We start from the raw sequence: 14,038 nt of genomic DNA on the forward strand, positions 1-14,038 counted from the left end.
CGATTAAATTTTAGGTGAGCTAAGGGCATTTAGTAGTAGTAGTGACCACGGCACTTTAATATCAGGTATGAGCCATGAGTACTTTTTCAGTACAGGTAATGCAGTCGGTAGCACAAAACGCAGAGAGCGTAACGACGCAGGCCGATCGCCATTTTCATCGACAATTCCATATTGGTTAGCCAGTTCGGCAACAATTTGCAAGCGTCCTGTACGACGCATGATATTTGGATCGCCAGCAAGTGCAGCGATCGCTCGTCCAGTGAATAACGGAGTTTCCCAGTTATAACGGTCACTTAAAAATGAGTTTCTCTGGTCAGTAGTATTTGTTTGGCTGACTTCAGACGCCATCCGGGAAATATGCTCAGTACCAACAATACCTGGCCAAATTGAAACAGAAGCGACATTATGGGGTTTGAGTTCAACAGCCATATTAGCTGCTAGGCGATCGCAAGCTGCTTTACCAACACCGTATGCTGTATTAAAGAGATAAGACATCCCAGCCCACGAGGAAATGGTGCAAATTAGTCCAGAGTTCCGCCTGATCATCATTCGGCTAGCAAAAACACTCGCAACATAGTGGCTACGAAGACCAACGTTGTTGCTAGCATCCCAAATACTTGGTTCACAATCCCAAAAGGGCTGCCCATAGGCGTCTTTAACTGCCTGAACTCCTGAGTAAGCATTGTTAACCAGTAGGTCGAGTTGTCTATCCTGCTCATCTTGGATGCGCTCAAACAGTAAACGCACCTGTTGATCGTCGCTGTGGTCTACTTGCACGGGAATGCATACACCACCGACTTCTTCTATGGCTGATTGGGTTTCACTAAGACTCCCAAAAACCGCATCATTGGAAGAGTTGTTAAGGCTGCGGCCGGTGACGTATACAGTTGCACCAGCCTCAGCCAAGCCAATAGCAATTCCCCTACCAATTCCCCGCGTAGCACCTGTTACCAATGCCACTCTATCTTCAAGATGTTTCATGATCGCTGTTCTCTGCGGTTAACGGTATAGCCAAACACGCAATAGTGAAAGCAGTTGTTCAGTATCTACAGGTTTGGTGATGTAATCGGATGCACCGGCTTCAATACACTTCTCGCGATCGCCTTGCATGGCTTTAGCGGTGAGTGCAATAATCGGCAAAGATTTAAATTGATCGTTTTGGCGGATTACGCGTGTTGTTTCGTAACCATCCATTTCTGGCATCATTACGTCCATCAAAACCACATCAATATCTGGTGTAGTTTCTAACAGGGCGATACCCTCTCTGCCGTTTTCAGCATATAAAACTTGTATTTGATAACGCTCCAACATACTGGTAAGCGCGAAGATATTACGCATATCGTCGTCTATAATTAGCGCTTTTTTGCCAGTGAGTAAGTAGTCTTGTGAATGCAGTTGTTCGAGTATTTCTCGCTTGGGTGCAGGTAAATTTGCTTGGACTCGGTGTAAAAACAATGCTGTTTCATCAAGGAGACGTTCGGGCGATCGCACATCTTTAATGATGATTGTTTCGGCAATCCGCCTGAGTTCCGTTTCTTGAGCTTTGCTAATTTCTCTACCTGTGTAGACAATAATTGGTAATGTTTTGCCGTTAGGTAGAAGCTTTATCTGCTCGATCAGTTCAAACCCAGTCATGTCAGATAGTCCTAAATCGAGAACTAAGCAATCAAAATGCTTGGTGCGGATGGCTTCTAGCGCCTCTACACCTGTGCCAACAGCAGTAGTAGAAACATCGCTGTTGCCAATTAGCTCAACAATACTATGCCGTTGAGTGTCGTCATCTTCGACGACTAACAAATTTTTCACCTGGCGCTCAACAAAACCTTTAATTTTAGTCAACGCTTGGGATATTGTCTCGCTGGTTAAAGGCTTTTGCAGATATGCGATCGCTCCTAGTTGCAAACCGCGTTGTCTCCCTTCCTCAACGCTCATAATATGTACAGGAATGTGACGCGTGTTTTGGTCATGTTTCAAGCGATCCAATACCGTCCAACCATCCATTTCTGGTAACCTAATATCTAACAAAATGGCTGAAGGCAGGAATTGTTGCGCTAGTGTCAAACCTGTACCGCCGTTTTGGGCAGTGATTACTTTGAATCCTTGCTGTTGCGCCATTTCTATGAGGATACGCGCAAAGTTAATGTCATCTTCGATGATTAACAACACGCGATCGCCTATGCCAATAGTAGTGCGATCGTCATTTAAACCTGCTGTTAGCGGATAGCTCTGATTTAGCCGGGGCTGAGTGCTGTTAGCGGATAGCTCTGGTTTAGCCTGGGCTAAGTAGGGAGTGGGAAATATTAATGTAGACTCTTGACTATGGACTTTTGACTGTTGACTCAATTGTGGTAAGTAGAACGTAAACGTGCTACCTTGACCGCGTTGACTGACTAATTTAATTTCGCCACCAAAGAGATGGGCGATTTCGCGGCTAATTGATAAGCCCAATCCAGTACCGCCGTATCTCCGACTGGTAGAGCCATCGGCTTGCTGAAATGCCTCAAAAATCACTTTTTGCTTGTCGGGGGCAATGCCAATGCCTGTATCGCTGACTGAGAAGGCAATCACAAGCTGGGCGCTATTTAAAGTTTTCTGGTCGTTGCTCCATCCCTGCTTTGCCACCGCAATCTTTAAGCGTACCTCCCCATGCTCTGTAAATTTAAAAGCGTTGGAGAGGAGATTTTTCAACACCTGTTGTAAGCGTTTGACATCTGTATCGATGCTGATTGGCAATTCTGGAGTAAATTCAATTGCAAAGCCAAGTCTTTTGCTTTGAGCTATTTCTCGGAAGGTGCGCTCAGTCTGTTCGCCCAACTCTGCTAACAGCATTTGGGTCATGTCAATTGACATAGTTCCAGATTCAATTTTAGCGAGATCCAGAATGTCATTGATTAACGTCAACAAATCAGTACCTGCTGAGTAAATTGTCTGGCTGTATTCAACTTGCTTGGTGGTGAGGTTGTGATCAATGTTATCTGCCAACAACTTCGCCAAAATTAACAAGCTGTTCAGCGGTGTCCGCAGTTCATGGGACATGTTGGCGAGAAATTCTGATTTGTATTTTGAGGAGAGGGTGAGTTGTTCAGCCTTGTCTTCTAAAGAGAGTCTTGCTTGTTCAATTTCCCGATTTTTGCGCTCGACTTCTTTCTTCTGCGTAGCTAACAACTCTGCCTTTTCTTCTAACTCAGCATTGGTTTGTTGCAGTTCCTCTTGCTGTCCTTTGAGTAAATCCTCGGAGGCTTTGAGGGATTGGGCTTGTTGTTCTAAGCGCTGGTTGGTTTGGCGGAGTTCGCTTTGCTGGGTTTGGAGTTCTTCAGCCAAAGATTGCGACTGCTTGAGTAATTCTTCAGTTCGCATCGATGCTGCGATCGTGTTCAGGACGATCGCGATACTTTCGGTAAGTTGGTCGAAGAATGTCAGATGAATTTCGCTAAAGCGGCGAAATGAAGCTAATTCTATGACTGCTGTCACCTGTCCTTCAAAAACTACAGGTAACACCACGGCATTAAGTGGCGTGGCTTCTCCTAAACCAGAGGAAATTCTCACATAATCACTTGGTACTTCCGTCAGCAGTATTCGTTCTTTTTCTAAAGCGCATTGTCCCACCAAACCTTCACCCAAGTGGAAGCGGTTAGCCAAATGTCTGCGTTCGCGGTAAGCGTAGCTACTAATTAGTTTCAAATACGGTGTATTTTCCCCATGTTCCATGAGGAAGAATACGCCGTGTTGCGCTCCTACCAAAGGAGTAAGTTCTGAGAGAATTAGTTTAGATACAGTTTCCAAGTCTCGCTGCCCTTGGAGCATTCGGGTAAACTTGGCTAAGTTAGTTTTCAACCAATCTTGTTCGGTGTTTTTCTGCGTTGTTTCCCGCAGGTTAGCAATCATCTGGTTGATGTTGTCTTTGAGGATGGCAACTTCCCCTAGTGCCTCGACGGCAATTGAACGAGTTAAATCGCCCTTAGTTACAGCTGTCGCAACTTCTGCCAGCGATCGCAACTGGGTGGTAAGTGTCGCAGCAAGTTCGTTAACGTTATCTGTCAAATCTTTCCAAGTTCCAGCCGCCCCAGGTACTCTCGCTTGTCCGCCCAACTTCCCTTCGATTCCCACTTCTCTTGCTACTGTGGTTACTTGATTGGCAAACGTCGCTAAGGTATCAATCATTTCGTTAATTGTCTCTGCCAAAGTTTCTATTTCTCCCTTGGCATCTAACATCAGTTTGCGTTTTAAGTCACCGTTAGCAACCGCCGTTACAACTCTGGCAATACCGCGCACTTGGGCTGTTAAGTTCCCCGCCATCGAGTTAACGTTGTCTGTTAAATCTTTCCAAGTCCCTGCAACACCTTTGACTTGCGCTTGTCCGCCCAACTTCCCTTCAGTTCCCACTTCCCGCGCCACCCGCGTTACTTCACTTGCAAAGGAACTTAGTTGATCAACCATTGTATTGGTGGTATTCTTCAAGTCTAAAATTTCGCCTCTGGCATCGACAGTAATTTTCTTGGATAAGTCGCCATTAGCTACCGCTTTTGTAACTTCCGCGATGTTGCGAACTTGGGCCGTTAAGTTCCCCGCCATCGAGTTAACGTTGTCTGTCAAATCTTTCCAAGTGCCTGCAACTCCTCTGACGTAGGCTTGTACGCCCAATTTACCTTCGGTTCCCACCTCACGGGCCACCCTTGTAACTTCTGATGCAAAGGAATTTAGCTGATCCACCATTGTGTTGATGGTGTTTTTAAGTTCTAGAATTTCGCCTTTAACATTGACAGTGATTTTCTTGGAAAGGTCGCCATTCGCTACAGCTGTGGTAACTTCGGCAATGTTTCGCACTTGCGCCGTCAAACTTCCCGCCATAAAGTTTACACTGTCGGTGAGATCCTTCCAAGTGCCGGCGACACCTTTAACTTCCGCTTGCACACCCAGCTTACCTTCAGTTCCCACCTCACGGGCAACTCTTGTAACTTCACTTGCAAAGGAATTTAGTTGATCCACCATTGTGTTGACGGTGTTCTTCAACTCTAAAATTTCACCTTTGACATCAACGGAGATTTTCTTAGATAAGTCGCCATTAGCTACAGCGGTGGTGACGGCGGCAATGTTTCGCACCTGTGCCGTTAAACTTCCCGCCATGAAGTTCACGCTATCAGTTAAATCTTTCCAAGTGCCAGCCACACCCTTGACATCGGCTTGCACACCCAACTTACCTTCACTTCCCACCTCACGCGCCACCCGCGTCACTTCACTTGCAAAAGAGTTGAGTTGATCCACCATTATATTGATAGTATTCTTGAGTTCCAGAATCTCGCCTTTGACAACAACAGTAATTTTCTTAGATAAATCACCATTTGCGATCGCAGTTGCAACTTCGGCAATGTTTCGCACTTGGTCGGTGAGGTTCCCCGCCATTAAATTTACGTTGTCGGTCAAGTCTTTCCAAGTACCTGCCACTCCTCTAACTTCCGCTTGCACACCCAATTTACCTTCAGTTCCCACTTCACGGGCGACTCTTGTTACTTCCGATGCAAAGGAACTGAGTTGATCTACCATCGTGTTGATGGTATTTTTCAACTCCAGAATTTCACCTTTGACATTGACAGTGATTTTCTTAGAAAGGTCGCCTGTTGCAACGGCGGTAGTTACTTCGGCAATATTCCGCACCTGCGCTGTTAAACTTCCCGCCATTAAATTCACACTATCAGTTAAATCTTTCCAAGTGCCAGCCACACCGCGCACTTCTGCTTGCACGCCCAGTTTACCTTCACTCCCCACCTCACGCGCAACCCTTGTTACTTCTGATGCAAAGGAATTGAGTTGATCCACCATTGTGTTGATGGTGTTTTTGAGTTCTAGAATTTCACCTTTGACATTGACAGTGATTTTCTTGGATAAGTCGCCTGTTGCTACAGCAGTAGTCACTTCCGCAATGTTTCGCACCTGTGCCGTTAAACTTCCCGCCATGAAGTTTACGCTGTCAGTTAAATCTTTCCAAGTGCCAGCGACACCTTTGACATCTGCTTGCACACCCAGTTTACCTTCACTGCCCACTTCACGCGCAACTCGTGTGACTTCCGATGCAAAGGAACTAAGTTGATCCACCATTATATTGATGGTATTCTTCAGTTCCAGAATTTCACCTTTGACATCGACGGTGATTTTTTTAGATAGATCACCATTTGCGATCGCAGTGGCAACTTCGGCAATATTTCGCACCTGTCCGGTGAGATTACCTGCCATTAAGTTAACGTTGTCAGTTAAATCTTTCCAAGTCCCCGCGACTCCTTGCACTTGCGCTTGCACGCCCAATTTTCCTTCAGTTCCCACCTCACGCGCAACTCTTGTTACTTCCGATGCAAAGGAATTAAGTTGATCCACCATGATGTTGACGGTGTTTTTCAACTCCAGTATTTCGCCTTTAACATCGACAGTAATTTTCTTAGATAAGTCGCCATTCGCCACAGCCGTGGTAACTTCCGCAATATTCCGCACTTGTGCCGTCAAGCTTCCCGCCATGAAATTCACACTATCGGTAAGGTCTTTCCAAGTACCCGCTACTCCCCGAACTTCTGCTTGACCACCTAATTTGCCTTCTGCACCCACCTCACGCGCAACCCTTGTTACTTCTGATGCAAAGGAATTAAGTTGATCCACCATGATGTTGACGGTGTTTTTCAACTCTAAAATTTCGCCTTTGACATTAACAGTGATTTTCTTAGACAAATCACCGTTTGCTACTGCCGTTGTCACTTCCGCAATGTTACGGACTTGGGCGGTTAAATTCCCTGCCATTAAGTTAACGTTGTCTGTGAGATCCTTCCAAGTCCCTGCAACTCCTTTAACTTCGGCTTGCACACCTAATTTCCCTTCAGTTCCCACCTCACGCGCAACTCTTGTCACTTCCGATGCAAAAGAATTAAGCTGATCCACCATCGTGTTGACAGTGTTTTTGAGTTCCAGAATTTCGCCTTTCACATTCACAGTGATTTTTTTGGATAAGTCACCGTTAGCGATCGCAGTGGCAACTTCGGCAATGTTGCGAACTTGTCCGGTGAGATTACCCGCCATCAAGTTAACGCTATCAGTCAAATCTTTCCAAGTGCCAGCAACACCTCGCACTTCGGCTTGGACACCCAACTTCCCTTCAGTTCCCACCTCACGCGCAACCCGCGTTACTTCCGATGCAAAAGAACCGAGCCGATCTACCATCGTGTTGACAATATTAGCAGTTTGGAGAAACTCACCTTGCAGAGGTTTGCCATCAATTTCTGTGGCGATCGTTTGCGATAAGTCACCATTGGCAACTGACCGAATTACCCGAGTAGTTTCTGCTGTTGGTTGAACTAAATCTGTAATTAGAGTATTGACAGAAGTAACACAATCTGACCACGAACCACGAGCATCTCCTAGAGAGGCGCGATCGGCAATTTTGCCTTCTTTGCCGACAACATTACCAATTCGTTGTAACTCTGCCGCCATCCGCTGATTTTGATTAATAATATCATTGAGCGTGTCAGCTATTTTCCCCGCCACACCAGTATAGTCTATGGGCATCCGAGCTGAGAAGTCACCCTGTTTAACAGCATTCAGCGTTCTTAGTAGCTGATTTAAATCTAGATTGTCGCTGTCTCTAGTTAACTGTTCGGTTGCCATAGCCTTATTTCTAAAGAATTTACTAAGTTTTCGTGTTTAAAAAATAGGACTTACGCAATAACTCTCTGAAACTCTTATTCCTTCGTGTCCTTTGCGTCCTTCTCTACGAGACGCTACGCGAACGCGGTTCGTTTTTTCATAATTTTGCGTAAGTCATGAAAAAGGTTTTCTCAAAGCAATTCGTTACTCTATATTCCGGTTTGCACCCATAATGCAATACTAACTTCTAATCATAACGGGGGAAAGGCAAGGGGTAGGGGGCAGGAGGGAAGTTTGCTATGGGGTTTGTGTAGTATCTCTGCTAGTAGAGCTTGTTGTTACGAAAAAAGACGCAGTGAACCAGCGCTTTAGGCGGGTTTACTGCGTCTTTTTTATTATTGTTGATTAACTTACGTTCCAGCGGGCGGTTACGCCATCGCAACTGACTTTTTACGAGCAGGACGCTTGCGCTCTGATTTTTTCTTTAATCCAACCGCTTGGGCTTCGTCGCTATCTGAGCCATATTGTCCGCGGATTACTTCTTTCATGGCTAATATAGCATTGTGAAATTCCCATTCTGCTAATCGTGCAGAATCGGTAGCAGCACGGTATAAAGTTAGTTTTTCGGTTTCGGCTTGTTGCTGCATCAACATATCCTGATAAGCTTGCAGTAAGTTTGCTACAGAGGCATCAGCACGGGTTGTATCATAGGTACTGACAGTTTGCAAACCGTGTAATGAAGTAATATCTTGACTAATTGATTGAGAGGGCAAACGGCGGGTTTTATCTTGGGTAGGCATATATGCATACTGTTTTAATGGATAAGTTTAATGTGCCCATTAGAACAAAAAAAGTAACAGTAAATGAGATTTTTAGATAGAACAAAGTTAAGGAAACGTGGGTTAATTTTTGCAAGTCGATGCAATGGCATTGTCAGTCGATGCGATCGCATTGTTAGCCGATACAATCGCATTGTCAGTCGATACAATGGCATTGTCAGTCGATACAATGGCATTGTCAGCCGATACAATCGCATTGTCAGCCGATACAATGGCATTGTCAGTCGATACAATCGCATTGTCAGTCGATACAATTACAGCAGAATTCAAGTATTTGAACCACATCTGTTGTAGGGGCACAGCAATGCTGTACCCAAGAGTGCGTGAGCTATTTAGTTGAAAATAGCTGTAAGTAGGTAGGTGGGAAAATTTATAAGTATGTCATTACTACAACTCAGGGGCGCAATGCCCGCAGGCTTCGGATGTGCGCTGTATCGCAAATCCCAAAACCCAGATTCTCTTGTAGCAGTTTCTCGGTAGCTAGGGTAGTGAAACACACGCTCTTAAACTTTTCAAACATCCTCTAAGATATTTCCAGGAACCAACGCCTTAATTTTTATCCTTTATAGAATAAGCTTTCTGAGTTTTGCACTCCTAACTAGTGTAAACTCCAACAATAATTTATTAATTCCAAAGCAGTCTTGCATCATTACGACGCAGACTCTAAGCCCTAGTATTTCCGCTACGGCTAGAAGCATATAACTGAATTTTATCGTTAATTACAAGCGTAAATAGACATGATACAAGCAGCAAATCGAATAATACAGAGCTTATGGTTAGGAAATGAACTATCCTTAATGGAGCAGTTATCTATTAACTCTTTTTTATCAAATGGGCATGAGTATCACTTATATATTTATGACGATGTTAAGAATATCCCAGAAGGTACGACTGTTAAAAATGCTAATGAAATTTTGCCAGCAAAAAGGATTTTTACTTACTCAGTAGGATGGGGGAAAGGAAGTTATGCAGGATTTGCGGATCTTTTCAGGTATCACCTCCTGAAAATTAAGGGGGGTTGGTGGGTAGATACAGACATTGTATGTCTAAAACCATTTGATTTTGAATCAGAGTATGTAATTGCTTCAAGTTATGAACGGCAACAGGGAGAAGCTGCTAATAATTGTGTTCTCAAAATACCTAAAGATAGTTATTTGGCTGCTTATCTTGTTGAAGTCAGTGACAAAGCTGAACCAAATACTCTTAAATTTGCGGAGACTGGTCCAGTCCTAATTCAAAAAGCAGTTTCTGAATTAAATTATCAACAGCATGTTGTTAGTCATGAGATATTTTGTCCAATAACATGGAGGGCTGTAAATAAGATAGTTTACAATCAAGAATTACTAACATTTCAAAAGGCTTTTGAATTAGCAAAGGATTGGATAAAACCAATAATTATACCTGATACCAAATCGGGTATGATTACAAAGAATAGCTATGCAGTACACCTATGGAATGAGATTTGGCGGCAAAATAATTTAGATAAAAATGCAACTTATAATACAACCTGTTTATATGAGCGACTTAAACGCCAGTATTTATATAGCAATCCTAATTGAAGCATGAAAAAATACCTGACTTTTCACGGGATGTGGAAGTGCGATTCGTTGGTAGCTGAATTCATAAGCTATCCAAGGTGAAGACCTAGAGTAACAGGAGTTGCGTGTAATATATAATACTATGATTTTGAGGTAAGTATTCTGCATGTAAATGTGTTTACTTATCCTATTTAGACAGTTTCAATATTAATTCAGTATTTATATTGAATTAAACAACAACCCCTTCTAATTCCTCATCTGTCAACTCATACAACTGGCGCAACTTATCTAACTTCTCATTATCAGCTTCCCAGAAACCCCGCCCATGCGCCTCCAACATTCTCCCTAAAATATTGCGAAAAGCTTCAGGATTTGCTTTACGTAATTTATCCGCCATCTCTGCATCTAACGCATAAGTATCTGCGGCTTGGTCATAAACCCAATCATCGGTAAAATCGGCAGTACCACCCCAACCAATCAACGCCGTCATCCGTTGGGAAATTTCAAACGCACCACCAGAACCTTGATTCGCCATCGCTTGCGCCCATTTAGGATTTACCAACTTAGTGCGGTATTCCATTCGCAGCAAATCATCTAAATTGCGCGGTGTAGTATCTTTCGAGAAACTTTCCACAAAGCTGGTTGTAACCTTTTTACCGCGCTGTTTTTCTGCTGCCCTTTTTAAACCGCCGGTATTAGCGTAATATTCTTGAATATCAGTTAAACCATATTCTACCGAATCGATTTCTTGAACAATGCGATCGCTAGTTTTCAACAACGTGTTTAACACTTCTGGTCTAGCTTGACCTTTATCTTCTCTCCCGTAGCTAAAAACGTTGCGACTTTGCCAAGTATTCCCCAACTCCTCACCAGATTCCCAGTTACCATCCACCACGCGATCATTTACTAAAGAACCAAAATCACCCGCCGGATTAGAAAACAATCTCGCCGAAGCATTTTCCACACCTTGGGCTTTTAAAGCCAAAGCGTGTTTCCTAATAAAATTCTGATCTTCCGCTTCATCAGCATCAGCCGCCCGTTGAAATAAATCATCCAACAATTCGATAATATTTACAAAACTATCCCGGAAAATCCCAGACAAATTACCCAACACATCAATGCGGGGATGTCCAACCTCCGCCAACGACTTCAATTCATAACGAACAATTCTGCCAGTTCCTTCCTTAACAGGTTCAGCCCCCACCAATTCCAACAGAATCCCCAAAGATTCACCCTTAGTTTTAATCGCATCCAATCCCCATAACATCACCGCGATCGTTTCAGGATATTTCCCATATTCATCCAAATGCTGGGCGATAATTTTTTGAGCAATTTCCCGTCCCCGTTCATACGCCGCAGGTGAAGGCATCCGATAAGGATCTAAAGCATGAATATTTCTCCCCGTAGGCAAAACACCAGCCCCATCCCGTAACAAATCCCCACCAGGCGCAGGCGGAATATACTCCCCATTCAACCCCCTTAACAAATTCGTTAACTCATCCGTAGATTGCATTAACAAATCCCTTATTAACCCTTCCTCCTCTTCTCTCTTTTCTCTGCGTTCTCTGCGCCTCTGCGGTTCGTTTTCTTCCTCCTCCTCCCCAAAATAAGCCTCCAAATACGACCCCAATTCTTCCTCATTCGGTCTTTCACCCAAAGTATGCAACCCAGAAGAAAACAACCGATTTTCTAAAACCTGCAAATATTCATACAACTCCACCAAATAATCATCAAAAGCATGAACACTAAACATCCGCACATTTTCCGGAGTAAACGCAATCCCCAACCGTTTAGCATCCGCAAACGGACAATCTGCATCCAACCCAGAGTCCACAATTTTTTTACAAATCCCTTCCTTCAAGACATAATTCTTTTGTGGATCTTCGCGATACTCCGAAATCAAATCTCGCAACGCTACCAATTCCTTATACAAACCTGCACGACCATAAGGCGGTACATTATGAGAAATCAATACTCCATAACCGCGACGTTTTGCCAACATTGACTCGGACGGATTATTCGCCGCATATATATATAGATTAGGTAAATTTCCTAACAGAATATCTGACCAAGAATAACCCGTATTACCCAACGGAGAACCAGGCAACCATTCCACTGTCCCATGCATTCCAAAATGAACTAAAGCATCAGCTTGAAACTCATTTTGCAACCATTTATAATAAGCAGCATATTGGGGATGGGGCGTTAAATCTCGTTCAAACATTAAGCGCATGGGGTCGCCTTGTATCCCCAAAGGTGGTTGTACACCTATCCACACATTTCCTAATTGCACACCACCAATCTGGAATTCATCGCCATAGGTTTTAATTCCAGTCCCCGTCAGAGATTTCCATTGTTTTTCGATGCGGGAGGTTTGCAGATATCCCAACCATTTTTCTAATGTGCGAACATTGACAGAGGCAGGGATATTTTCCACATCATTTAAAGATTCATCCGCCTCTTTCAAAGAGCGAATCAATTCTTCCCCATCATCAGGCAAATCTCCAACGGTGTAACCTTGGTCTTTGAGTGCATGGAGAAACTTCAGCAAACTACGCGGGACATTTAATAATGCAGCTGTGCCCACAGCACCATAACCTGGCGGGAACCCGTATAAAATAATAGCAATCTTGCGTTCCGAAGCAGGTTTTTGCCGCAAAGCCACCCAACTTTTTACCCTACCAATTAATCGCTGTACCCGTTCGGGAACCAGATAAATATTTTCGCCTACCAAACCACCGAGGGGAACGGTATCAATAGCGCCATCTAATTCTGGTAACGCGTATAATACTACACTTTGCAATCCGCCGACACCTTGGCGCGTCCACGAAGAAATATCTTGAATTAATAGTGGTGCAGCAACAATATAAGGTACATTTTTGGCAGTGAGGATGCGCTTTGCTACTTCCACCTGACGCCCTGCTTCCATTGAACCAGCCGGGCCACCCACCAGAGGAAAGCCAATTGTCGAAACGATCGCATCCACTTTGACTGCTTCGCTAGATAGTGAGGGAGTCTCTATATTACCTAGTTGTCGTTGCTGAATTTCATAGTCGGTTGTCATCAAATCTCGTACCGCCACATGTCCTTCCACGCCATTGATGAAGATGGGCAAAGGAATTAACCCGGCTGATTCAAAACTGCGAATTAGTTGGGGAATGTAGGGTTGTTTGGTAATGACGTGTTTACGGTAGAGGAGAATTCCGACAACCGGGGAGACGCGATTAATCGCGTCTCTACAATGGGTTTTATACCACTCTAAATATTCGCAGGGTGATTCAAAAAACCCTTGATAATCGGGATGGAGTAATCCGATGTTGGGGGTTTCAATTAGCGGGGGAATGTCGCCGACTTTTAAATCCAAGTATTTTTCTGCCAGTGTCCAGAATAATGAGGCGACGTTTTCTGAACCGCCAGCATTCCAGTAACCATAGATAATTAACCAGTTGCGTAAGTCTTGAACTTTTTGCACTGGCACATATTTCAGTAGTTTGGGGCCAATTTTTAAGAAGCTGATGTAACCAGCAAGTTTGTCTTCTTCGCGTCCGTTGCTAAATTTGTCGAGGATGAATTTAACTGGCTTGGGCATTCCTTTGGGTTTGTCGCCAATGGCAAAGTCACCCAGCTTGGTTAAACTCATCAATTCCAAGGCTGACTCAAACACCAGGCGAATGGGAATTTGGGCAATGCGATCGCGCAACCACACAACCTGGTCATAATCAAATAGTAGGCTACCGAAAAACACATCAGCCTCATGAAGTGCTGCTTCTACCTCGGTACGAATGCTTGTAAGATCGCGATCGCTAAATACCTGAATATCCAACTCAGGACAGCGAGAGTTAGCCAAAAAAGCTGCTTTCCTGTACAAGTCAGCGTTGAACGATTCAAACCCAGCAACCAAGACGATGCGTTTCATGCCTGTAAGCTACGAAATATTTCTTTACTTAAATTTTAAACTGGCTCATAGGTTGATTGTTAAATATCTGCCCACAGATTCCGGTCATTCAGGCGTACTAGTACAGAATGGCGGAAATAAACATA

Annotated in this window: 6 protein-coding genes; 2 read left to right on the forward strand and 4 right to left on the reverse strand. The window is 44.0% G+C overall.

The window, feature by feature from the left end; translation table 11 throughout:
* Positions 1 to 3: 3 nt before the first annotated feature.
* The 3 genes from V7K21_RS12280 to V7K21_RS12290 form a co-directional block, all read right to left on the reverse strand.
* Positions 4 to 981, reverse strand: coding sequence for an SDR family NAD(P)-dependent oxidoreductase (locus V7K21_RS12280; protein WP_335174536.1), 978 nt, complete (start codon positions 979 to 981; stop codon positions 4 to 6).
* Between the two features lie 18 nt (positions 982 to 999).
* Entirely contained in the window at positions 1,000 to 7,641 is a 6,642-nt protein-coding gene (locus V7K21_RS12285; protein ID WP_335174538.1) for a HAMP domain-containing protein, read from the reverse strand.
* A gap of 407 nt (positions 7,642 to 8,048) precedes the next feature.
* On the reverse strand, positions 8,049 to 8,420 hold the full coding sequence (locus tag V7K21_RS12290; protein ID WP_335174540.1) for a hypothetical protein: 372 nt from the start codon (positions 8,418 to 8,420) through the stop codon (positions 8,049 to 8,051).
* A gap of 109 nt (positions 8,421 to 8,529) precedes the next feature.
* On the opposite strand from V7K21_RS12290, the gene V7K21_RS12295 reads away from it, so the two are divergent.
* Positions 8,530 to 8,799 carry a hypothetical protein gene (locus tag V7K21_RS12295; protein WP_335174542.1) on the forward strand — a complete coding sequence of 90 codons (270 nt, stop codon included), beginning with the start codon at positions 8,530 to 8,532 and terminating at the stop codon, positions 8,797 to 8,799.
* A 397-nt stretch (positions 8,800 to 9,196) separates the two neighbouring features.
* Positions 9,197 to 10,018 (forward strand): glycosyltransferase, encoded by an 822-nt coding sequence (locus V7K21_RS12300; protein ID WP_335174544.1) that lies wholly within the window; start codon positions 9,197 to 9,199, stop codon positions 10,016 to 10,018.
* Between the two features lie 208 nt (positions 10,019 to 10,226).
* Here the strand turns inward: V7K21_RS12300 and bchH are convergent, their stop codons facing one another.
* Complete coding sequence (gene bchH / locus V7K21_RS12305) at positions 10,227 to 13,913, reverse strand: magnesium chelatase subunit H (RefSeq protein WP_335174546.1); 3,687 nt, start codon at positions 13,911 to 13,913, stop codon at positions 10,227 to 10,229.
* Positions 13,914 to 14,038: the final 125 nt, after the last annotated feature.

This window comes from Nostoc sp. (assembly GCF_036919595.1).
Classification (GTDB): Bacteria; Cyanobacteriota; Cyanobacteriia; order Cyanobacteriales; family Nostocaceae; genus Nostoc.